This is a genomic window from Bartonella sp. AC329YNZD (genome assembly GCF_042196685.1).
Taxonomy (GTDB): Bacteria; Pseudomonadota; Alphaproteobacteria; order Rhizobiales; family Rhizobiaceae; genus Bartonella.
This window is the reverse complement of sequence record NZ_JBHIQS010000013.1, coordinates 24,467-49,466: the sequence shown is the minus strand read 5'-3', so window position 1 is coordinate 49,466 and position 25,000 is coordinate 24,467. Positions and strand designations below refer to the sequence as shown.

The 25,000-nt window shown below is 35.9% G+C and carries 17 protein-coding genes and 1 pseudogene; 4 read left to right on the top strand and 14 right to left on the bottom strand.

The window, feature by feature from the left end; genetic code table 11:
- Window positions 1-140 precede the first annotated feature (140 nt).
- The 10 genes and pseudogenes from ACFIMW_RS06880 to ACFIMW_RS06835 form a co-directional block, all read right to left on the bottom strand.
- Entirely contained in the window at window positions 141-2,825 is a 2,685-nt protein-coding gene (locus ACFIMW_RS06880) for an autotransporter outer membrane beta-barrel domain-containing protein (protein ID WP_375608576.1), read from the bottom strand.
- Between the two features lie 1,407 nt (window positions 2,826-4,232).
- The gene (locus ACFIMW_RS06875; RefSeq protein WP_375608575.1) at window positions 4,233-4,727 is read right to left on the bottom strand and encodes a F0F1 ATP synthase subunit B; all 495 of its coding nucleotides are present in this window, start codon (window positions 4,725-4,727) and stop codon (window positions 4,233-4,235) included.
- 11 nt (window positions 4,728-4,738) lie between these two features.
- Window positions 4,739-5,305, bottom strand: a complete 567-nt coding sequence (locus ACFIMW_RS06870) for a F0F1 ATP synthase subunit B (protein WP_375608574.1) — start codon at window positions 5,303-5,305, stop codon at window positions 4,739-4,741.
- Window positions 5,306-5,436: 131 nt separating this feature from the next.
- Window positions 5,437-5,667 (bottom strand): F0F1 ATP synthase subunit C, encoded by a 231-nt coding sequence (locus ACFIMW_RS06865; RefSeq protein WP_004860748.1) that lies wholly within the window; start codon window positions 5,665-5,667, stop codon window positions 5,437-5,439.
- Window positions 5,668-5,721: 54 nt separating this feature from the next.
- Window positions 5,722-6,480 (bottom strand): F0F1 ATP synthase subunit A, encoded by a 759-nt coding sequence (locus ACFIMW_RS06860; protein WP_375608581.1) that lies wholly within the window; start codon window positions 6,478-6,480, stop codon window positions 5,722-5,724.
- A 7-nt stretch (window positions 6,481-6,487) separates the two neighbouring features.
- Window positions 6,488-6,922 carry an AtpZ/AtpI family protein gene (locus tag ACFIMW_RS06855; RefSeq protein ID WP_375608580.1) on the bottom strand — a complete coding sequence of 145 codons (435 nt, stop codon included), beginning with the start codon at window positions 6,920-6,922 and terminating at the stop codon, window positions 6,488-6,490.
- Window positions 6,923-9,044: 2,122 nt separating this feature from the next.
- Entirely contained in the window at window positions 9,045-10,469 is a 1,425-nt protein-coding gene (gene der / locus ACFIMW_RS06850) for a ribosome biogenesis GTPase Der (protein WP_375608573.1), read from the bottom strand.
- A 4-nt stretch (window positions 10,470-10,473) separates the two neighbouring features.
- The gene (locus ACFIMW_RS06845) at window positions 10,474-11,145 is read right to left on the bottom strand and encodes a tetratricopeptide repeat protein (RefSeq protein WP_375608572.1); all 672 of its coding nucleotides are present in this window, start codon (window positions 11,143-11,145) and stop codon (window positions 10,474-10,476) included.
- Between the two features lie 494 nt (window positions 11,146-11,639).
- A pseudogene (locus tag ACFIMW_RS06840) lies at window positions 11,640-11,910 on the bottom strand (XRE family transcriptional regulator).
- Between the two features lie 98 nt (window positions 11,911-12,008).
- Window positions 12,009-13,781: an SLC13 family permease gene (locus tag ACFIMW_RS06835; RefSeq protein WP_375608571.1), complete on the bottom strand. Its 1,773-nt coding sequence runs from the start codon at window positions 13,779-13,781 to the stop codon at window positions 12,009-12,011.
- Window positions 13,782-14,134: 353 nt separating this feature from the next.
- On the opposite strand from ACFIMW_RS06835, the gene ACFIMW_RS06830 reads away from it, so the two are divergent.
- Together ACFIMW_RS06830 and nhaA are read left to right on the top strand one after the other, a co-directional pair.
- Complete coding sequence (locus ACFIMW_RS06830; RefSeq protein WP_375608570.1) at window positions 14,135-15,841, top strand: hypothetical protein; 1,707 nt, start codon at window positions 14,135-14,137, stop codon at window positions 15,839-15,841.
- 148 nt (window positions 15,842-15,989) lie between these two features.
- The gene (gene nhaA, locus ACFIMW_RS06825) at window positions 15,990-17,351 is read left to right on the top strand and encodes a Na+/H+ antiporter NhaA (protein ID WP_375606439.1); all 1,362 of its coding nucleotides are present in this window, start codon (window positions 15,990-15,992) and stop codon (window positions 17,349-17,351) included.
- A 1,217-nt stretch (window positions 17,352-18,568) separates the two neighbouring features.
- On the opposite strand, the gene ACFIMW_RS06820 is transcribed toward nhaA, so the two are convergent.
- Window positions 18,569-19,825, bottom strand: coding sequence for an aspartate kinase (locus ACFIMW_RS06820; RefSeq protein ID WP_375606440.1), 1,257 nt, complete (start codon window positions 19,823-19,825; stop codon window positions 18,569-18,571).
- Window positions 19,826-20,013: 188 nt separating this feature from the next.
- Between ACFIMW_RS06820 and ubiG the strand changes: the two genes are divergently transcribed.
- Window positions 20,014-20,757 carry a bifunctional 2-polyprenyl-6-hydroxyphenol methylase/3-demethylubiquinol 3-O-methyltransferase UbiG gene (gene ubiG, locus ACFIMW_RS06815; protein WP_375606441.1) on the top strand — a complete coding sequence of 248 codons (744 nt, stop codon included), beginning with the start codon at window positions 20,014-20,016 and terminating at the stop codon, window positions 20,755-20,757.
- Between the two features lie 17 nt (window positions 20,758-20,774).
- Here ubiG and grxC read toward each other — a convergent pair whose 3' ends face one another.
- Together grxC and ACFIMW_RS06805 are read right to left on the bottom strand one after the other, a co-directional pair.
- Entirely contained in the window at window positions 20,775-21,032 is a 258-nt protein-coding gene (grxC, locus tag ACFIMW_RS06810; RefSeq protein WP_375606442.1) for a glutaredoxin 3, read from the bottom strand.
- A gap of 46 nt (window positions 21,033-21,078) precedes the next feature.
- Window positions 21,079-21,864, bottom strand: a complete 786-nt coding sequence (locus ACFIMW_RS06805; RefSeq protein WP_375606443.1) for a ComF family protein — start codon at window positions 21,862-21,864, stop codon at window positions 21,079-21,081.
- A gap of 196 nt (window positions 21,865-22,060) precedes the next feature.
- Between ACFIMW_RS06805 and ACFIMW_RS06800 the strand changes: the two genes are divergently transcribed.
- Window positions 22,061-22,939 (top strand): methyltransferase, encoded by an 879-nt coding sequence (locus tag ACFIMW_RS06800; protein WP_375608569.1) that lies wholly within the window; start codon window positions 22,061-22,063, stop codon window positions 22,937-22,939.
- Window positions 22,940-22,946: 7 nt separating this feature from the next.
- Here ACFIMW_RS06800 and ACFIMW_RS06795 read toward each other — a convergent pair whose 3' ends face one another.
- Complete coding sequence (locus ACFIMW_RS06795) at window positions 22,947-24,302, bottom strand: L-cystine transporter (protein WP_375606445.1); 1,356 nt, start codon at window positions 24,300-24,302, stop codon at window positions 22,947-22,949.
- Window positions 24,303-25,000 lie beyond the last annotated feature (698 nt).

The following is a 25,000-nucleotide window of genomic DNA, read 5'->3' as shown; positions in this document are numbered from 1 at the left end:
TCTCGTTTCTAAAAAGAAACAAACTTGCTCATGCAAAAAAACATTTTTTTAAAAAACTTGTTTAAAAAGTTGCAAACAAATAATAAAAAACCACAAGCTATGCTTATGGCTTTTTAAACAACTTACCCCAAGACGATCACCTAAAAACGATAGCGCAATCCACCAGAAAAACTGATTCCAGAAAAACCACCTTTACTCAACTTATGCTGATAAACCAAATCACCATGAAGCGCAAATTTTTGAGACAAGCGAGCATTAAGACCTAATCCAGCCTCTAGAGAAGAACCAAAAGCCGCTAACTGGAAAGAATCTTTAAAACGCACAGCTCTTTCTTTGCCAAAATCATGAGCAAAATGAATCTTTCCATAAAAAGAAACATCACGATCTTTTTCAGACGCAGTAAGAGTCTTTATCAAACGACCACCCATACGCACCATCAATTGATCAAGTTTATCCATCTCAATATTAAAATTATCAATATCGCGGGCCTCATTAAATTGAAGATGCTGATAAACAACCTGAACCTGTGGATCAAAAACAACACCTTCATATCCTGTGGCAATTTTCTGACCACTCATCAAGGAAACACTTAAAGGGTTACCTTTCAATGTTGCCGTTTTACCCCGTGCAGTTGTCAGAACATCTCCCTTAAACAGACCATACGATAACAAACCATCAACATAGAATCCTACATCATGCTGCATACTGCCATAAACTGTAGCAGTCCATTTATCAAATGTACTTTTTTGGCTTTGTGCAACATCTCGAGGTTGTAGAGAAAGCTTTCCATAAGACCCCATCACCCCAAAGGATATAACACTGTTAACATTTTCAACAGTTTGTAGCAAAACACCTGTCTCTAGTGCATAGTACCCTAGATCTCCCCCATAACCATATTCAAGCGCAGATAAATCTGAGGCATAACGATAACTCCCACCATAGCCACGCAAAAATGAAGCAGGATTTTCATGAATTTCCAACATTCCACTAAAATTAGTCCGTACTATCTCTAACTGCTTGTTTTGATTACTGATATCTATCAAACCAGCGTGGAATAAACTATTTGGCAAAAGCAGATAAGTTGGCACCTGAGGAACAACAACCTTAACGCCTTGCCTAGAATGATGCTCACCACCTAAACCAAGTTTAGAACTCTGAGTTAATCTAAATGTAGTATCAGAATCAACAAATCCATTTTCGAGGCGGAAATCCCAAAAATCTCCTTCACCTTCGACTAATCTTTGAGACGCACTCGCTCTTCCTAATTCAGAGTTTGGGCCATAAGCATGAAGCCTATATTGGTAAGGTAGACCGTCCAATGCAATATAATCACCATCCAACAAGAAAGAATCTTTCTCTGCTGTTCCAGAAACCTGAATAATCGAGATACCTTTATCATTTCCATAATGCCCCGTACCACCTCCTGGACTTCCTGAAACACCATGCACATGTATTATTGTTTTTCCTTCAATATCACCATGGAATAAAAGACGATCCGTTTTTTGATTCTGAAGAGCCCCCCCCTTATTCAAATAAGTGTTGAGATAAAGATGTGCATTACCTTGTGCTTTATAAACTTCACCTGTTCCTCTCCCAACACGAAGTGTTTGATAGCCATCAACTATGTTAGCTTCTGGTTGTTCAAAAATAATAGAACTATCAATAAGATGTATTAATGAAATTGATGAAACACCTATAGAACTAGAAACTTGTAAATTTTTATTTTTCGGCCGTGATAAAATCCATTTTGAATCACCTCTCAACCGAAATTCAGCAGAAGAACTTTCATCAACATGTGTCCCCCCTACAAGTGTAGAAGCATCCACTGAAACCTTCACAAAAGAGCCATCCTCAACCTTCAGTAATAAATCTCCAGAAAGTTTGGAATTATCCAACAGCCTAACAACACCACCAGATCCTCTGCTATAAATAGCTGCACTCTTTGGAACTGTAAAAGAGGTTCTTGTCAAGCCAACAATCCCTCGTACGGGTAAGTTCGTTTTTGGAAGACTTCCAAACATCTCTTCCTCACCCACAAAAATATAAAAATAATGAGGATACTCGTGATCCTTCATTTCCTCATTTCTGTCTCCTAGTCCCTCCCAAAAACGCAACCCATAAGACGTATTACTTTCTACCAAAACCGTAGAATCCACGATAGTTATAAAGATACCCTTCCCATCGATATTATTCCCATGCATTGAAAAACCATGAGCATTGGCTAGATTAACTTTACCTTTCTCAAAATGGATACTCCCAGCATCAAACGCATGAAAAGCTGAATTTTCATTATGGTCATCTATACTCATCCCCTGACTACCTTGTTCGGTAATAGAACTACTCCTTAAATCGACCTGTCCCCAATTTCTTACTTCAACTCCGATACCCTTTGTAAAGTTAATCTCTCCTCTTTCTATAATCACTTGTCCATGTTCACTCGCCACGACCCCATACTTCCAAAAACTTTCTTTTGAAATAACAGCACTTGAAGCATCCTTAACAGTTATATTTTTCCCGAAGAGAAGCGTTTTTCTTCCAGATGCTTGTATAGCAACAGTTTCATTCGTATTTTCATCAGTTTTTTGATAATTTTTATTGTAAAAGTAGTGTTTTTTACCATCATTACACCGATAAAATTCACTATTCATAATACATGAAAATTGATCCTGATTATTTTGTGTCTTACCATTAACGCCAGAACGACCTTGTACCCCAGTATTAACAACAGCACCATCTTGAACCGTAGCATCAACATTGTGTGCAAAAAAAAGAAATGCTGTTGTAAAAGTACATAAGGAAAAACGATTTTTAAATAGATTGACCATAATTACACCATAATTTTGCCCATAAAAGTAACACGTACTGTATCAAAGAAAACTTAACAAAGAGAAAAATTAGTACGTTTTGGATTAACTGTGAAGACATTATTAATTCTTTTTGTATTTTATGTAAATATGGAATTTAAAAGTTACTAAAAATACAGACTAAATCTATTTTTTTATAAGGAATTTGCAAAAATATAACTGAAAAATGAGAGAAAAATCATCTTTAAAGTTGTTATTTAAAAGCAGCTTTAAGAGATTTTTGTACATTAAGAATGCCTATTTTAACTGTTGTTTAATCAATACCCAAAACGTGTATAATTAATATTCGAGATAAATATTATATTGAAACAATAGGCACTCGTAAGCAGACAAAACTGAGTATATGCCAAAATTGGGAAGCAAAGCTATCACATACAGCTGTTTTAGGCAGTATTTATGGAAATACGAACTAATTTAGAAAGAGGAGGAAAGTGTAAAAATTAAAATCTGTTCCGATTTTTACCATCTCTTTTCAACATTTAAAAATATTCAGAGCCGTATCTAAAAGGTAAAAATGACATATAATTTTATCTTTTTATTTATCACATTCTTTAAAGAAAAAACACTTTCAAAAAATAATACGTTATTTATGTTTCTAATCCACCAATTTTCTCAGATATATCTCATTATTTCCATCCCCATTTCATAACGACAGCAGATATAATTTGACCTCTTCCTCATACCTCAAAGGATGGAGATTCCTACCGGTCACCGGACTGTTAACAATCCAGCTTCCCTCGTCGGGTTCCACCTGCTGACTACTCATACGGTCCACTTCATAGGGGAAACAGACAAGCCCTGCCCTGAATATGGATCACAATATCTAAAAACATTTAATATGTAAAAATTTTCATGCCTTATATCACCCTTCTACACAACGGTGTTTTACAGCACAACAAGATATTGATTTATAATGATCAATTTATCATTTTTCACATTCAATAAGAATATAGAATAAAATAAGAATCTCTCCCTTTAAACTCTCCGCTTACAAGAAATAACCGTATTCATAAGAGAGATCAATATGCAGATAAAAACTCTTGAGAAATGAATCAATGTGTTTCTCATAAACCACGCTAAATGTAAAAGCAGTTGCTAAATACAAAAGTAGCCACAAAATTTTAGAGAATAAGACAATAATGCTGCAGACTTATCACTTAATAATCACAAAGATGATGATACTTTCTATAGGTATTATAAATCATCACGAATAGAATCAAAAACGAATCTAAGCGCGATAGTACACCTCTCTAAACTCAATGCAGAACCAATACAAAATGAACCTCGCACCACAATTTAAGAGATAAAGCATTCAATCTTGAAAAAATTACCCATCTAAAGAAGCAATTCTTTATCTTCAAGAAACCATTAATTAAGATATGTTTTCATTTTGATCAGTGATTCTTTCGCAACAGACTCTGTAATGAGTTTATCTGCCTTGTTAGAATCTAATTCTCTTGCAATAAGGGTACGCGCCGTAGAAATTGCCAAATCGATAGCAGATGAAGAGACCATGCGTATTGCATCTGCTTCTGCCTGAGCGATTTTTTGCTCTGCCAATTTATTGCGGTTTTTTACATATTCTTCTGCTTTTGTACGAGCCTCAGAAATAACAGATTCAACTTCATGCTTTGCTGCAGCAATAATTTCTTGTGCATCTTTTTCTGCTTCTGCATGTTTGCGTTGATATTCAGCCAATATTCCCTGTGCTTCTTCACGAAGACGCAGAGCCTCATCGAGCTCATCTTTAATACGCTTCGCGCGCGCATCAAGATGATGTATAACCCTCTGTGGAATTTTGAAATAGACTAAAAGAGCCAAAAAAAGAACTAATCCAACAAAAGCCCAAAAAGTATCCGTCATCTTTGCCTTCCTCAATAATCCGCAGTTTTAACAACTGAACGAACAGTTTCTTTGCTGATATCGACATCAATCAATTTTTTCACAATTTCAATGGATACTTCTTCAGCGATAGAACCAACATTTTGCATCGCTTTATCCCGAATTTTTGCTATCTGTTTTTCAGCATCCGCAAGCTTTTTCTCTAAACTCTCTTCAATTTCCTTCCGTTCAAGCTCCACCTTTCCTTTTAACTCTTCACCAGCTGCCTGCGCTATAGCATGAGCTTTTAAACGCGCTTCTGCTAATTTCCGCTCATAAGTTTCAACAACAGTGTCTGCTTCCTGCTTCATACGCATTGCCTGATCTAAATCAGATGCAATTCGATCTCGACGTGTTTCAATAACACCACCAATACGCGGCGCAATAACACGAGAAATAAAAAGATAAAAAAATCCGAAAGAAATTGCCAACCAGAAAAAATGCGAACCAAAATGTACAAAATCAAAAGGCGGAAACACACGATCTGCTTTCTCTGCCACTTTTTTAATATGCTCTATCGACGTTTCAGTATTCTGTGCATAAGCGCTGGCAAAAAACATCTTCTTTCATCCTTTAAATAACTTATAAAGCCCTCTATAACCGATGATAACCGACTAATATCTCTCTGGTTAAGAGTAAAAAGGGTAAATCTTTCCTCACGTAGAGAACAGATAGACCCTTTTGATGATGATCAAACCCCAAAAAGAAGTAATAAAGCAATGAGCAATGAAAAAATTCCCAAAGCCTCTGTTACAGCAAAACCAAAGACGAGACGCCCAAACTGACTATCTGCTGCTGATGGATTTCGTAATGCACCAGAAAGATAGCTACCAAAAATATTACCAAGCCCTAAAGCTGTTCCAGCCATACCAAAACAAGCAAGACCAGCGCCAATATATTTTGCTGCAAGCACTAATTCCATATTATTCTCCTTTAAAGCGAAATTGTATTATTCGACGGAAAACCGCCAGTTCCATTAATGTCCTGGATGAATTGCATCATTAAGATACATACAAGTTAAAACCGTAAAGACGTAAGCTTGAAGAAATGCGACCAAAAATTCAAGAGCGGTAATCGCTACAGTCATAATAAGCGGTAAAATCGAACCACCAACACCTACAAGCCCTACCCCAACCATTGATACAACAAACCCAGAAAACACTTTGAGCGTAATATGACCAGCAAGCATATTCGCAAAAAGACGCAGAGAAAGACTAATTGGACGGGAGAGAAAAGAAATAATCTCAATCATTGTCACCAGAGGCAAAACCACAACAGGAACCCCACTGGGAACAAACAGTTTCAAAAAACTGATCCCATGCTTATAAAAGCCATACCCAATCACCGTCAAAATCACCACCATTGCTAACGAAAACGTAATCATGATCTGAGATGTAACCGTATAAAAATAGGGGAAAAGACCAATAAAGTTAGCAACCAAAATAAAAGTAAACAAAGAAAAAACTAAAGGAAAAAACTGCATTCCCTGCACGCCAGATGATTCCCGCAGAGTTGATGCTACAAACTCATAGGCCATTTCTGAAAGAGACTGCATCCGCGTTGGAACCAATCCACGACTTGAGGATGAAATGAAGAGAAAAATAGACGTCACAACAACCGTTATAACTGTAAACAATGACACATTCGTAAACGATAAATCCATATTTCCTATGGAAATCTTAATCAGCCGAGAAACCTCAAACTGATGAATAGGATCTGGAGCGTGCGCTGTCACTTCAACCTCATTTATCGGACCTTTCATTGGTCCCTTTATTTTGTTCATCTTGGCGCAATACGCCTTTTTTCCCTAATTGGCTGGAGGAAACATACCCCACAGACCGAAGAATACTCAATACACCAGCAGCAAATCCAAGGAAGAGAAAAAATATCAATCCCCATGGCCATGAATCTACTAACTTATCAAACCCCACCCCTAAAACAACACCAACTATAATACTTGCTAAAAACTCACTGGAAAGTCTAATAGCATCTGCCATCTTTCCTTGTGATTTCTCCCGCTTATCCTTACCTTGCCGCTTCTTTAGTGCAAGCCTGTGCATTAAAGCCACGCTTAAATTCTTACTACGACATTCCAAATCCTCTGAATGAAAACACTCTTCTTGCTTTTTCTCTTCAGCCTCCTTGAAGCTTATAACGGGTTTTTCGCCCATCGCCATCATCGGCTCCTTAATCAAAAGCAAAGAAAAATGCATCTCATAAAACCGTGCGTATCATATTGTTCCTGAATTTATTCGTCAAGATCCTAAAAGCAATCTATCACAATTTACCGTATAAATTTTATCGCATAAATTAACGTATTTTTCAATTTTTGATAAAGATATTTTTAGGGACCTAAATCGATTCCATAATAGCACCCGTAAATGTATAATAAAAAGTTCCCATGAATAATATAAAACTCATAAAGCCATCATCTTTATGCTTAACAAAATGTGTAACCCGATACCATCATACTATGTTTCCCATCTTTCAATGTTGTACCCATCCTCGTTTTTAAAGAAAGCATAAAAAGCATATTTTCAATCATTTTTACTCACATCCCCCCTTCTTGTGAAGTAAAAACAAATAGTTTTGATTAATTCAATATGAATGCGTAAAAATATCTTAATACTCAGAGTTCTTATTCAAATCGAAAAATTATAAACTATCATTATAAATCAATACCTTGAGCCCAAAAAGTGTAAGAATTTCATTAATAGCCATTTTCATTAACCCATGATGAGTAAAGCCTACGCAATTGATGCACATTCAGTGAATATATGTTTAGTATATTATGTTACCAAGAATACTGTTTCAATGATGTTTATAATTATCTTATTAAAGTATTATACGGTATATTTTATCTGTTTTGTGGAGATGAATTCATATACATTCAAAATATTATAAGTGATATCAATAATTATGATTTTGAGGGAAAGCAAAACAGCATCACATTTGTTTGCAAGCTAGAATGATTATGTGCAAGTGTGTTCATGTTTAGTATTCTAAATTTAATAATGCTTTGATTTATAGGGATAAATTATCATTTTTTATATTAAATTAAGAATGCCGAATGTCGTAAGATTCTTTACATTTCAAGCTTGTTCATATTACATCAATCAAAACTATTTGTTTTTACATCACAAGCAGGGGGGATGTGATTAAAAATGATTGAAAATATGCCTTTTATGCTCTCTTTAAAAACGAGGATGGGTACAACATTGAAAGCTGGAAAACAGTATGGTGGCGTTGGCTTACGTCTTTTATTTAAATAAACTCACACTTTATTATTTTAATGAAAATGAGAATACTCTGCGGATTTTATATGAACCTACTCGCAAGGTATTTTACATATACCATTACGGACATCATCATGAAATGAACCTGAAGGCATTAAGAGAGCTTTCTTTAAATACGAGACCTTAATAAATCTATGATTCTAAATAGCTCAGACCAATAGAACACATAATATTTGAATACGATCACCATATCGCTTTATACAATTTAATCCACTTGTTGAATCTTACCCTTTATAATTGAATATTGATAGATTCAGCAGGTATTTTTGCTTTTTATTTAGACAAACTATCGCAAGCAAAAGCGCTTATTCACACCCTTTATTTTTATGAAAAGATAATTTAATGTTTCTTTTCAAACGAGCACATAGTTATATTTCCCCACCCTCATATTGCATCTATTCTTTCATTTAAATAACCCATTAAGAGAATCGTGTGCTCTTTCTTAAATACTCCCCCTATTAAACTATTCTTATAACATGCGAATAAATAATTTTATCAAGAGATAATTAAAATGAGAGAACTTTATTTAATAGCAATATACTGATTTATCAAGATAATTCATTTTAAATAAGAATTCCGAATATCTTAAGATTCTCTCATTCCAAATCTGTTTACCTTGAATCAATCAAAACCATTCGTTTGTATGTTACAAGCAGGATTAGCGTGTGGATAAAAACATAGAAGAAAGGAGAAAAAATGCCTTTTATGAATCGTCTTAATTCAAGAGCTGTAACAATATTGGGAGCTTGCAAAGTATGTGATGGTACCAACTTGTTACTCTATAAGCGTAAAGATAGGGCAGATTAATAGCGTTCATGATAAATGATTATTGATAAATCAAGACTTTAGCAAATAAAGAATTTTTTTCTTTTATGAACAGGAAGATTATTGTCTGTTGAGGTTATTAATTCATTTTTATATTTAGAACGCAATAGATCATCAAAAAGCTTATTTCTAAGCTTCTGCAGTAGAGATTTCTTTCATTTAAAAAATTAAAGCGCTATCATTTCTTCTTGGAACGTGCCGCAAAAGGATTATCAGAGGCTCGTAATGATATGCGAACTGGTATACCAAACATATCAAATGTTTCACGTAACCCATTGACAAGGTAACGCAAATACGACTGGGGCATACTTTTGGGGCGCGAGCAAGAAATCATAAATCCAGGAGGACGTGTCTTAACCTGTGTGATGTATTTAACCTTAAGTCGACGTCCAGAAACCGCAGGAGGTGGATGATGTGCCACAACAGTTTCAAGCCATTGGTTCAATTTAGCCGTCGAAATGCGACGATTCCATACACGGTGCATCATCATCACATTTTCCATAAGTTTATCAATTCCTTGACCATATTGTCCCGATAAAGGAACAGCTCTCAAACCACGAACTTGAGGAAGAAATCGTGCACATTTTTCATGCAAATCAATCAATGTAGCCTGACTATTTTCAATAAGGTCCCACTTATTAAAAGCAATAACTGGAACACGCCCTTCACGAATCACAAGATCAGCAATTTGTAAATCCTGCTTTTCAAAAGGCATCGTTGCATCAAAAACAATGACCACCACTTCTGCAAAACAAATAGCACGCAAAGTGTCAGCAACGGATAATTTTTCTAACTTTTCTTGAATTTTCGATTTTCGACGCAAACCTGCAGTATCAAACAGTTTAACATGACGACCACGCCATTCCCAATCTACAGAAATAGAATCACGCGTAAGTCCTGCTTCTGGTCCTGTTAATAACCGCTCTTGTTTCAGCATACTATTGATAAGAGTAGATTTTCCTGTATTGGGGCGCCCCGCAATTGCAATCCGAATAGGCTTATTTTCATCGTACATAAGCCCCTCTTCTTCCAAATTGTTTATATCATCACCAACAGATGCAGGCTGTATCGTAATATCTTCCTCTTTGTTGTTGTCAAAAGCGCGTTCTGCCCCAACAGCCTCTATAATTGCATCACGAAGATCACTAAGTCCCAAACCATGTTCAGCCGATATTGGGCACGGCTCCCCCAAACCTAATGACCACGCCTCATACTCTCCTCCCGTTGCCGCTCTTGACTCAGACTTATTGGCAACAAGGACAATTGGTTTTCCTGATTTGCGAACCAATGAAGCAAAGTTTAAATCACTTGGTGTTATTCCACTCTTTGCATCAAATACGAATAAAATAAGATCAGCTTCATCAATTGCAACTTTTGTATGAGAACGCATACGCCCCTCAAGTGTATGATCACCTGCTTCTTCCAGCCCAGCCGTATCAATCACATCAAAACGTAGATCTTGAAGTTTTGCCGCATGCATACGCCGATCACGTGTTACACCTGGCTTATCATCAACCAAAGCCAACCTTTGCCCAACCAAACGATTAAAAAGTGTTGATTTCCCAACATTGGGACGACCAACAATAGCAATGGTAAGGCTCATCAATTTATTCCTTATTTGTCTTGCCCTCGGCCTGCATAAGCTCAAGCATCATTCGAGCCCGATCTGTTATTTTTGACCCCAAAGTACCTTCTTTAGAAATTTTCTTAAAATAATAAACCGCTTCATCCATTTTATCCGCTTTGTAAGCAGCTAAACCCAAAGCTTCTCTTGCCGACATACGCATAGGATCGACATCACTTGCCATCTCTTTGACGCGCTTTTTGACATCATCCAAAGTTCCTGTATCAACTAAAATATAGGCTGCTCGAATTTTTGCAACTTTCCGCAAAATCTGCGGTGCTTTCCCATCCGATGCAACAGAATCAAAGATCTCCACTGATTTAATCATATCACCTTGCTCCATGAGTAAAGAAGCCTCCCGCAAACGAGCAAGAAAAGGATATCCTCCAAAGTTAGAGTCTTTAACATTCTCCAATTGCTTTATCGCTTTATCAAAATGACGTGTATCCGCAAAATTAAGGCTTTTTATAAATGCGTCACCAATATGGCTGGCTTTCTTTATTTGTGCATGATGATAAATTTGATAAATAATTATCATGATGATGAAAAGAAGGACTGCTCCAATAATTGAAAAACCATAACGTCTCCAAAAAGCAAGCACCTTTTCCTGACGAAATTCAGCATTAACTTCAGCAATAAAACTATCATACGACATATATCATACCTTGTAAAAATTTACTCTCTGCGCTTTTACGCATAAATGGACAAAGATGGTAGCCTAAATCAACTAAAATCTTTAAATTACTGATTTATTTATTTCAAATTGACATGTAACCAAATCAATTGGATTTTTGCAACTGTCTTAGTCAAAAACGATGTAAATGTTCTTTAAGCTTACATCACAACTTTTGAATCTTATAAAAAAATCACTGCTTTAATATTATCCATGATTGCCTACCATCTTCAGAACCCTTCCCTCTCTATTATATGAAAGATATCTTTTAAAGTCTTTAACACAATCATTGTATTGTATTCGACTATAGGATTTTAATACCATTCTTTATTCATCTAGCTTACTGTATTTATATATCTTTTTTAATATGAAGGATGCGTAAATAAAAGTTGGGGAATAGAATTTTGCAATAGCCTCTACAAAAAGCATACTTCATGGAGTGTTTTTAACATTTCTTTGAAATCTGCTAACGCCCCTTAAAATAAGACATCTAAAAGTAGCATAAATGCAACAACAGTTTCATGTTGCAACGGATTAGAAGGTTTTATTGTAAAATTCTTTCGACAAAGATAGGCTTCTTTTTAACAGAGAAGCTTTTTCTTGATCTAAAGCATAGAGTTCTATGATTTTCTCTTCCATGCCTACTAGAACAGATTTTCTACCAATTTCTACAGAAGATAAAAATGACACAGATAAACCTAATTTATCAACTATATTTGAAAGACGTTCTGAATGATCAATGCGCAGTTTTCATAAAATTTTGCCAAAGAAAGTGTATCCCTTCAATTTATCTTTATACAATTAATAACCTTTTGTAATGGATACTCAAAGCTTCTGAAAATATCTTATTGTAATGGCCAAACCCACATAAGCATTGGAACAGCAATAATAACGATCAACACCGCCAAAGGAGCCCCCAAACGTGGATAATCACTGAAACGGTATCCTCCTGGCGCCATCACGAGCATATTGCTTTGATGTCCGATAGGTGTAAGGAACTCACAACCTGCACCAATTGCAACAGCCATTAAAAAAGCTTCAGGCTTATAATGAAGAGAATGAGCAAAACTTGACGCGATTGGTGCTACCATCATCACCGTTGCTGCATTATTCAAAAATGGCGTGACCAACATGGCTGTCACCAACATAAGTGCTAAGGCACCAGATGGCGGGAAAAATATTGCCAATTGGCTCAACCATTGACCAATAAGATCCGTACATCCTGTTTTCTCTAACGCTTCACTCACTGGAATAAGAGCCGCTAATAATACTAATATTGGACCATCTAATGCCTGATACAGATCACGCGCTGGCAAAACGCGAAAGATAACCATTGCAGCAGCAGCAGAAAAGAAAGAAAAAGCAACTGGAACAATATGAAAAGCTGTAAAAATAATTGCTATAAATAAAATAGCCAAAGATATAAAACCATGTCGTAAATTTCCAAATACAATATTTCGTTTTGCTAGGGGCAAGCATTTCAATTCCCTTAACAAATTTGGAATAACTGCATCCTGTCCTTGCAAAACAATCACATCTCCAAGATGAAAGATAATATCATCAAGTCTTCCCCGCACCCTTTCATGTTGACGACTTAACGCAAGAAAATTTACGTTATAGCGATCAAATAGGGAAAACTCTTTCGCACTAATACCAATAAGAGGTGAATTATGGGTGATAACTGCTTCAATAATATCAATGTCACTGTCCTTATCACCTGCAGCAATAGTTCGCCCTTTAGAAAACTCTAAACGAGCAGAGTTCATCACGCTATCTAACCCTGTATGTGATCCTTCCAGCAAAATAATATCATTTTCAGACAAAACAAAATCTGGTAATGGTGAAATAGATACTTTGTTTCTGATGATTTGAATCACCATAACATCACCACTTGATGGCTTAACCAAATCAACAATATTTTTCCCCACAATCGGTGAATTTATTGGGACATGCACCTCTGCAACATAATTACGAATATCAATGGCATCATCAAATGATACACCTGAACGTACACGCACAGGCAAAAGCCAATAAAACAAGACCAAATATAAAACACCAGCCGTCGCAATAACCGCACCAACTGGTGTAAAATCAAACATTGTAAAAGGTGTTCCTGCTAAGCGTTCTTGCATCGCTGAAATAACAACATTGGGAGATGTTCCTATCTGTGTCATAAGCCCCCCCAATAAAGAACCAAAGGCCATGGGCATCAAAAAGACAGAAGGAGAAACCTGAGAACGACGAGCAAACTGAAAAGCTATCGGAAGCATAATAGCCAAAGCACCAATGTTTTTAACGAACATTGATAACACGACAACAGAAATAACCAAAAAAGCTAATTGAAGACGCACCGATTTCACCTCTGGCCATATTCGTTGAATAATAAATTCCATTATACCAGAGCGAGATACAGCAGTACTGACAACAAACACACTCCCCACGATAATAACGATATCATTACTAAAACCGCTAAAAGCCTCCTTCGGACTAACAAGACCAAGAGCACAAGCTATTAACAATGTACAAATAGCGACGAGATCATAACGAAATCGATCCCAAATAAAAACAACCATCATGAGACCAATGATCAAAAAGGTCATTATTTGATTTTCTGTCATAACACTCACCTCTCCCCATTAAATTATAATGAATAAAAACATATCTTTGATGTTTTAAATATTCCTATAAACAGCAGCAAGATAAAAGCAGACATAGGAATATTTTAAGATAATTTAAAGTGATAAAAATTATGATGTGCATAAACTTACCTCTCTTTATTATGTGTGGTTTTCTATAAAGTGCTGAATCCAAAGAAATTTGATAAAATTTGATAAAGCTATATTGCTAAAAAGATAAGAATACCTCTAATATAGGGCATAAATGACTGTTGAAACTGGTACACGCTATATTTTAACCTTTGTCGTTGCTTAAAAAGAGTTTATCTTCACTCTCAATTTAATGAGTGATAAAAATGAAAGAAGAAAAAATGGTCAATCTTAATAGTGGGTATCAAAGTCACCTAAGATATTGGCTTACTTGCATTATTGGATTTGTTGCTATCTTGGCAATTATAATGGTTGGTGGATTTTATATCGCAAAACCCTATCTTGACAATTTTGTAAGGAAAGAGATAACCCGTCACGCCATAAAAGCAGAAACATCTGAAGTGAGCATCTTAGGTAAAGTCAATTTGAAAAATGTTACATTACCCGTTCCAGCCGGTACATCACTTAAAATTGGTGCCATTTCTGCCCGTCCTCCTCTTTCCTTTATTCCTGGAACTTTCACACTCTATAATGTTGATTTAAAGCATAATAATATTCATGTGCAAATTCCCCAAATTTCTCTTCGAAGTGTATCTTTAAAAGAAAAAGATAGAACGATAACATCACGTCTTTTACAAACAATGATGCGTATTGAGCTTTCCTCAATTATTGCTCCCAATATACAACTTTCTATAGAAAATAAAAATAAGCAAATAGAAACGGTTGAAGTCAATAATTTCCAGCTTTCTGATTTTAGAAATGGCCATATCCGTTCAGTTAGTATCAAAAGTATGGATCTTAAAACAGTTGCAGTCAATGGTGCCAAACAGATGCAGATTATGGCTAAAAGTGATACAATAAAAGCCCATGATATCGACATCAACTACGCCTATTCTATCATCTTTGGAAAAAACAATACTCTCAATCAAGGTAAAACCGTTACTGGTCCCATTGCTCTGAATAATATAAGCGTTGATATTTTTGAAGAAGCAGAAAAAAACAGCTCTTTCTTTCTCCAACAGTTTAAAACATCTGGTTTAAAGATGAAGCCATTTGAACAAACTCCTGAAAAATTGATCAAAGCTTATCTTAATGCAAAAAAAGAGAATAATAAAACCGCTGAAAAAATAGCACAAAATGGTCTACTTCTAAACATATTGCTCGCCATTACCTCAGCCGATGCCAAAGTTGATAACGTCACCGTTGATATACCACAGTTGAAAGCAACACTCGAATCATTCCAATTCAAACCAAGCTTGTGGAAACAACCTATCCCTAAAAAACTTTTTCTTTCCCTCAATAACCTTTCCGTTTTACCTAAAAACATGAATGAAAAAGACTTAGAACTCTTCAAAAATTTGAACTTTGAGCACTTTAACATTTCAGGAAAAATTGATATTTCTTATGATGAAAAAAAACGTATGCTCTTTCTTGATGCAATGTCTTTCGATATGAAAGACGTTGGATCTGGGTACATATCAGCCAAGGTTATTGATGTTGATGAAAAGCTTTTTTCTGGTCAGAAAAATGTAATGATTGCTGCTTCTCAAGACCTTGGCATCAATGAAATTGATCTACAATATAAGGATGCAGGTTTCATTGATAAGCTTTTTTCTTATCTTGCGCAAACTCTTAATGACAGCAAACATGATCTTAAAAAGGAACTCTATGACGATTTCTATCTAATGATGACGCAGACCCCTAACATTCTGTTAAAAAATCATGACGAAGCAGAAAAAATTTCAAAATCCTTAGGTGAATTTGCTAAAAATCCGCAAACATTGAGCGTTAAAATTAAAGCAAAAGATAATAAAGGGCTCACAATAATTGATCTCGAATCTGCTTTACAAAATGATCTATCCAAGGCTTTAAGCAAAGTAGATCTCACTATTAAAAATGAAGCATCGCCTTGAACATTTTGTGCTTTAAACATGATGATCTTGTCTATAAATTAAGAACTTTATTCCTCTTTTTGCTTTTATATGATACAGAAGGCTTCACATAGAGTCATTTACATAAGAGAATATAGAATTATAAAATTGTCGATACTTGGAGTTGTTCATGTCTGATTTATCTTCAAATCGCTTGCCTAATCGCGCTTCTCGTGTCACCAATCAAGCGCTTTCTGCTATCGAGCGTTTTCTCCATATTGAAGCTCTTAGTGGTATTGTTCTTTTATTAGCTGCTGCTTCTGCACTCATTTTTGCCAATTCTAAATATGCTGATCTCTATGAATCTTTTTGGCATACACCTCTTGGTTTTAATTTGGGGCATTTCACTCTTTCATGGGATTTGCATTTTTGGGTTAATGATGCTCTTATGACTATTTTTTTTCTCGTTGCTGGAATGGAAATCCGACGCGAGATTCATGAAGGTGCTCTTGCCGATTTTAAACAAGCAATCTTACCAATTGTTGCTGCAATAGGGGGTGTTTGTTTCCCTGCAATTATTTATTTTATCTTCAACTTTAATGATGGGCATATACATGGTTGGGCCGTACCAACAGCAACAGATATTGCCTTTGCTCTCGGTATTCTTGCTCTTCTTGGAAAAAAAATTCCTTCTAATCTTCATATCATTCTTCTATCACTCGCGATTATTGATGATATTATAGCTGTTCTTATTATTGCTTTTTTCTACTCAACAAACATTGATCTTAGTGGTTTAATGATTGCAGGAGCAGGTATTGCTCTAGTGCTATTCTTTCAATGGATTGGGCTTGCATCAGCATGGCTTTACATTTTACCTGGTGCAATCATCTGGTGGGGTTTAATGGTAACAGGCGTTCATCCATCACTTGCTGGTGTAATTTTAGGGATGATGACTCCCGTTTTTCCTACTCGGACTCTTGTAGCGCCACTCACCACGCTCAGCAATGCTATGCAAATTCTTCAAGAAAAAAATATTAAAACAGATCTCCATCATATTTCAACCGCATTGAAAAAAATGCGCAAAGGACAGCGTGCCATAATTGCTCCAGTAACCCGTGTTCAGAAAGCATTGCATCCATGGGTTGCATACGGTGTAATGCCGATTTTTGCCTTTGCAAATGCAGGAGTAAGTTTTGCAAACTTTGACCTTTCTTCCGATAAATCATTCTTGATTGTTCTTGGTGTTGTTATTGGGCTTTTCATCGGTAAGCCGCTTGGCATTATCACTGCCAGTTATCTAGCTGTAAAATCAGGTCTATGCCGCCTCCCTCCTCATATGACATGGACAGGTATTTTACTCATTGGTTTTTTAGCAGGAATTGGCTTTACAATGTCTATCTTTGTTTCAATGCTTGCTTTTAAAAATATTATCCTTCTTGATGCTGCAAAAATTGGAGTACTTTGTGGCTCTGGTTTATCTGCTCTTATCGGTCTAGGATATGGATTTATTTATATTAAGCGCAATAAAGACGTTGCTCATAGTTCCCAATAAACTAATTAAAAATAGACTTTTATACGAGCTTTTTAAAAAGTGATTCTATTCATTTGTTGGATTTGGACAATATTGAACGTAAAAGCCGTTGTTTTACCTCATCTTTACATCTATGAAGATGTAAACTGACATCATCATATTATTTGCCAACCTCTCATGTTGCAACAACTTTTGACACTTGAGAGAATTCGTAAGAGACGTTTTTACTCCTTTCTTCAATAAAGTTTACTCACATACCAGTCCCACTTGTAGCGTATACAGAAATAATTTTAATTGATTTAATATAAAGGGATTTGTGATAGGAGAAGCGATCTTTCGTCAAAGCTATTATCCACTATGAAGAAACAATGAATTCCTATTATAAATCAATATGTTATATTTAATTATAACGAAAAAATAAGAAACAATAATTAATAGTAATGTAAATAATATATCTTCATTTGAAGCTATCATTAAGATCTTGGCTACTCAATGCACATGAATAAGGTATATTGAGTTAATCAACACAAAATAACTTTCTCACCATAACTGTGTGTATAAAAATCATAGAGAGTTGTTTCAAACACCTTAACTCCATCATCACAATTCTTACAAGCTTCTGTTTTTATAATAAAGTATATAGACGTTAATTTATTGAAATAATATAAGTTTTTTACTGCCCTTTATAGCCACAACAGTTCTTCCAACCTCACCTATCACTTATAACGTCAACATAGCAAGCAGACCCAATAATTAGTTAAGTAATCCCGTAGCTCATTTTTCCAACAAATCCATCTTTTCGTTACTGACTTTATTGTCAGTATTATCAACAGCTTTAATCCTAGCCTTCTTTAAAAAACATATTATTTTTTGAGCAAATATATTTTTAAGGATCATTTGTCGTCTTATCACTCGGGTAAGAAAGCAAAATACCGGAAGGTTTCCTTATTTCAAAGCAAAAGTTGCACAATATTGGAAACTGAAAATAGCCTTAGTGCGGCTCACTTTCTCCTTTATAAGCGTAAAGATGAGTATTGATTTTTACCTTTACAACTTCATAGTCTCCCAGTGTTAAACTGTCTTCCCGTTTTCAAGATCACGAATAAGTTTAAAATGAGAGCATTTTGCTGTATTGAATAGTTCTCATTTAAGTTCAAAATATAAGTTATCCTTAATAAAAATTATTAATATATATTAAAGCTTTACGTTATTGAAACTTTATTGGAGCTAAAAAATGCTCACCCCTTATCAAGAGCATAAACAGCATGTAATGTTCTAACCGCAAGTTCAGTGTAAGCACTATCAATCAAAATAGAAATTTTAATTTCTGAGGTGGTGATTGCTTGAATATTAATACCCTTTTCAGCCAAAGCCTTAAAAGCTGTAGCAGCAACACCTGCATGGCTGCGCATTCCAATACCAATCACAGATACCTTGGCAAGATCGCTTTCAAATTGGAGAACATCAAATCCAATTTCTTTACGATTTTTCTCAAGAAGTGCAACAGCTTTTTCTACATCTGCTGATGGTACCGTAAAAGTCATATCAGTTTTTGAGCCATCTTCAGAAATATTTTGCACAATCATATCAACATTAATGCGCTCTTCAGCCAAGGGGCCAAAAATTGCTGCCGAAATCCCTGGACGATCGGCAAGCCGACGAAGGGAAATTTGTGCTTCATCCTTAGCAAAAGCAATACCAGTAACATTTTGTTGTTCCACAATTTCATCCTCATCGCAAATAAGTGTTCCAGAAGAACTCATTGGATCCTCCATGCCTAAAGCATCAGGATCCTCAAAACTTGAACGCACAAAGGTACGAACCTTATGAACCATTGCCAATTCAACAGAACGAACCTGTAAAACTTTTGCACCAAGAGAAGCCATTTCCAGCATCTCTTCAAAAGCTACCTTTGGTAAACGACGCGCTTTCGGTTCTATACGTGGATCCGTTGTATAAACACCATCCACATCCGTATAAATATCACAGCGATCAGCTTGTACAGCCGCTGCTATAGCAACAGCACTTGTATCTGATCCCCCACGTCCTAAGGTAGAAATTCGATTATCCGGAGTTACCCCCTGAAAACCAGCAATAACAGCAACCTGACCTTCCTGAAAACGCTCTATTAAAAAAGATCCGTCAATATCAGTAATACGTGCACGGCCATGCGCATTGTCTGTATGAATAGGAATTTGCCAACCAAGCCATGAACGTGCATTCACGCCCATTGTTTGAAGTGTTAAAGCCAACAAACCAGAAGTAACCTGTTCACCAGCAGCAACCACAACATCATATTCACGAACATCTCTATGTATAGGCGAAGCATCACACGTCCACTGAACAAGTTCATTGGTTTTACCAGCCATCGCAGATACGACAACGGCAACCTCATTACCTGCATCAACCTCTCTTTTGACATGCCTTGCAACATTATGAATACATTCAATGTTTGCTACAGATGTTCCACCAAATTTCATGACAATGCGCGCCATTAATAATACTCTATCTTTACATCTCTTATCTCAAACGGTAACGAGAATAAGATGTTCTATCAACTAATCATTTACTCGACATAGCGAATATCTATCATTTGTGCAAGTTTCATTATGATTATATTAATTTCTCTTGACTTTTTATAAAAAAACTTGACGTGATCATTAAAAAATAAAAGGAAAGCAAAATGATAGATAAAATGCGGACAACTATTGATCAAAGTGAAATTGATCACTTTTCACGTATTGCTACAGAATGGTGGAATCCACAAGGAAAATTTCGACCTCTTCACCAATTTAACCCAACACGCCTTGCTTACATCAGAGAAAAAATCTGTTTAGAGTTTAATCGTGACCCTGTTTCACTTACACCCTTTGAGAATTTGAAAATTCTTGATATTGGCTGTGGAGGAGGCTTGTTATGTGAACCAATGGCACGTCTTGGCGCTATGGTCGTAGGCGTTGATGCTTCACAAACGAATATTGAAGTCGCAAAAATTCATGCAACCCAAAATGATCTTTTAATTGATTACCGTACCACTACGGCAGAAGCACTCGCCAACGAAGGAGAGAAATTTGATATCATCCTTAATATGGAAGTTGTTGAACATGTCGCTGACGTTAATCTCTTCATAGAAGCTACAGCAAAAATGCTGAAACCACAAGGGTTGATGTTTGTCTCGACACTCAACCGTACATGGAAAGCATGGGGGCTTGCTATTGTAGGCGCTGAATATATCCTACGTTGGCTTCCTAAAGGAACACATGATTATAAAAAATTCCTAAAACCTCTAGAACTTAAAAATTTCTTATCACAAAATGCTCTAGCTGTCATTGATGAGATAGGTATTACTTATAACCCATTAAACGACAGCTGGAATCGCTCAAAAGACATGGACGTTAACTACCTCCTTCTCGCAAAACGGTCTTAAGAATATCTCATTTACAACTATTGTATGCCTTGTAATAAAGAATTGAGCTTTCCCTCAGCCTCTAAAGCATAAAGATCATCACAACCGCCCACGTGATAATCACCTATAAAAATTTGCGGAAATGTATTACGTCCATTTGCGCGCTGTACCATTTCTTGGCGACGGGATGTAGAAGCATCAATATCTGTATATTTTACGCCTTTTTTATCAAGTAAATCACGAGCTTTTATGCAATAAGGACAACCGGGACGTGTATAAATTATTATCTCTTTCATAATAGTTTCCTCCAATATTTTTTATAATATTCACTTCAAGTTTCTCTTAAGAAGAGGGATAAATAGAATCTTCTTTGAGGACACGCGAAAATGTTAGCACATCAACCTGTCGTGCACCTGCATCTTTTAATGCAGAGGCTGCTGCCGTAACTGTTGCACCCGTTGTAAAAACATCATCAATCAGTAAAACAGAACATCCTTTAAGGTATTTTTTAACCTTATGCGAAACCTTAAAAGCATTTTTTACGTTAAGTTTTCTCTCTCTTGAAGAAAGACTAACCTGCGGACGGGTATGCCGACAACGAACAAGCCACCCCGGTTTTAAAAGCTTTTTTTGTGATTCTGCAATATAACGTGCAAGCTCAGCAGATTGATTATAACGCCTCTCCCAAAAACGACGAAAATGCAATGGAATGGGGATAATAACATCACAATCATCAATAACCTCGCGTCCAGCAAACATCATCCACTTGGCCATAAATGATGCCAATTCTATATGATCACCATATTTTAAACGCGTTACTAAAGTTCGTGCAAGCCCCTTATGAACAATGACCGAGCGAACACGTGAAAAAGGATAAGAATTACGAAGTGCTTCACCACTGAGAAACCCCTCCCCCATATCACAAACAAAAGGAGTCCCCATAACAGGACAATAAGGTTTTGTGATAAATTGAAGTTCTTTCCAACATTCGGAGCAAATCGTACCATAAGTAGAAACATTTTGCTTACATCCAGGACAAATTGGAGGATAAAGCATTGTTTTCAAGCGTTCAATGCATTTACTTAGTATATCGTTGCTATTTAACGCCGCTTCTCGAAAGTACAACATTATAAATCTAGGCTTTTACAAGTTCCCCGTAGAACAAAAGTTCCTTTGTATTTCCTCAATTTATAATTTTAATTCCTTTAAAAACTCTTACCTTCTATAAATTTATTTTCTTTCATATTATAAACTTGACAGAGCTTGCACAAATAATGAACCTTTTCAAAATATATTCTTTCATAGAGAGAAAGTGTTCTACAATATGTCGCATCCTTTAATTTTTGATCATAACCGCATTGAACAATTCCGCAAACGCGCTTTCCAAAAAGCAAAAAAAGGATATGACTTTTTACTCTCTCACACAGCAGAAGATCTCTATAAACGTCTTAGTACTGTTGATCGCCTCTTTACATTAGCTCTCGATTTACACAGCCATACAGACCTTGCTGCGCAAGCTTTAATGAAGTCTGGAAAAGTTTGTTCCATAGAACGTATTGAAACCGATACGCTTTATCAAAGCCATGATAAAAAATTTCATTTACGTCATCGAGAATTTCTTGATTTACCTCAAAGTTACTGTGACCTTATTGTTTCACTTCTTTCATTACAATTGACCAATGATACCCCTGGTGTTCTAAGCCAGATAAAAAATACTCTTAAACCAGATGGCTTATTTCTTGCTGTTATGGCAGGAGCTGGTACATTAAGAGAATTGCGCGAAAGCCTGCTGCAAGCTGAAAGTGAAATTTATGATGGAGCAAGCCCTAGGGTCTACCCTTTTGCCGACATTCGTGATGCAGGCGCTCTTTTACAGCGTGTTGGCTTTGCCCTTCCTGTAGCAGACGTTGAAGATATCACAATACGTTATAATACAATGTTTGATCTTATGCACGATCTTAAAGCTATGGGAATGCAAAATGCACACATAAATCGTTCACGACGCCCTGTATCCAAACGTTTTTTTCTCCGCGCAGCTGAAATCTATGCACAACGATTTAGTGATCCTGATGGACGTATTCGTGCACATTTTTCTTTCATCTGGCTCTCTGGTTGGGCCCCTCATCCCAATCAACAAAAACCCCTACAACCTGGTTCAGCGCAAATATCTCTTACAGATGTTTTACAATCTAAAAAAACATAACCTAAAATCATTTTTTTAAAATACTTTTATCCGTTGTTCGTAACATTTGACTGGTAATTGTTCCAGCTACCATTGAATCGCTCACGTTTAGAGCAGTACGTCCCATATCAATTAGCGGTTCAATAGAGATGAGTACAGCAACCAAAGTAACAGGAAATCCCATAATTGGTAAAACAATCAATGCAGCAAAGATAGCCCCTCCCCCCACACCAGCAACACCAATAGAACTCAACGTTACAATCCCAACAAGCGTAGCAATCCAAGTAGGATCAAGAGGATTAATACCCATAGAGGGTGCAATCATGGTCGCAAGCATCGCTGGATAAAGACCGGCACAACCATTTTGTCCAATTGTTGCCCCAAAAGAAGCTGCAAAACTCGCAATGGATTGCGGAACTCCTATCCACTGCGTTTGCGCTTCAATATTCAAAGGAATACTTGCAGCACTTGAACGACTGCTAAAAGCAAATGTTAAAACCGGTAAAACCTTTTTGAAAAAACGAAAGGGATTAATCCCAGAAATGCCAAGCAGTACACCATGAATACCAAAAATTAAGATAATACCGACATAAGAGGCAATAATAAAAACCAGTAAATTTAAAATATCTGAAATACGTGATATCGCTCCTACTTTCGTCATAAGAGCAAAAATACCATAAGGCGTCAAAGCAATCACTATACGGACCAACCGCATAATCCAAGCTTGTGCCACTTGAATAAATAAAAGCGCGTTTTCTCCTTTTTCTGGCTCATCTTTCTTTAAAAGAAGAACCGCTGCACCTAAAAATGACGCAAAAATCACAACACTGATAATTGACGTACGTTTAGCTCCACTCAATTCAGCAAATGGATTTTTAGGAATCATAGACAAAATCATCTTTGGTATATTCATATCTCCAAGTTGAGAAATATGACCTTCAAGAATAGCAGAAACATTTTGCCCTTCATGCACCAAACCATTTGCTGTTAATCCAAAGAAATTAACCACAAGCACGCCAACCAATGCTGAAAGAGCCGTTGTAAAAAGCAATATTGAAATTGTTATTATACTCATCTTTCCAACAGCATAAACAGAATGTAAATGAGCAACCGCTGAAACGATAGAGACAAAAACCAGTGGCATAACAATCATTTGTAACAATAAAATATAGCCTTCACCAACAATGTTAAACCATTCAACGGATTTCAATAAAGTGCCTTCACCCTCTCCATAAACAAACTGTAAAATACTACCAAAAATCAAGCCAAGGATAAGCCCTAGCATAACACGGAGTGAAAGACTCCATTGCATTCTCTTACTCTGAGCAATCCACAATAAAAAAATAACAAATAGAAATAAATTGATAAAAAAATTAAATGTCATTGTCTATGCCCAGTCTATATCCACTATTGTTTATGATTGATGTAAATAACATACATACCTCAAAATCAATGCATGATATTTGAAAGTTAAAGTATAAAACTTACAAGGTTTTTACAAAACCATTATTTTTCAATTTATAGATTAAAAGAGAATTTTTTATCTACTAATAAATGTTTAAAGAAAATAAATAAAATTATTTTCCTATTATTTAAATTTATACTCTCATTAAATAATTTAAAAAGAGAAATATAAACAGCACTCATAGCATCTTAATACTGAATAACTCCAACATATCTTATCACTCTAAATGCCCTTATCACTCTCTTTTGCTCTTTGAATTGAAAAGAGCTTTCCAAACAATGGTTAATTAATAATCGAACATTCATAACTTTTCTGAAAAATACAAGATCAAGCCACTCTTGCCAATTTTATGGACGGCACTCTCAACAATTTTGATCAGCACTTCAAATATAATTATTTTATGGATAACACCTTTTACACATTCTTTCTCTGCTCTCAATGGAAGCTTTTTTGTTTTTCGAAATTCTCTTTATAGACATGAAAATATGCCCTCTCAATAACAAAAAAATCTCAAATGTGAAGACTTCGAAAACCACAATACCTATAAAATGCAATACAACTAATAATATAAAACATTACTCAACACACCCTAAAACACAATACCAACAAAAATACCA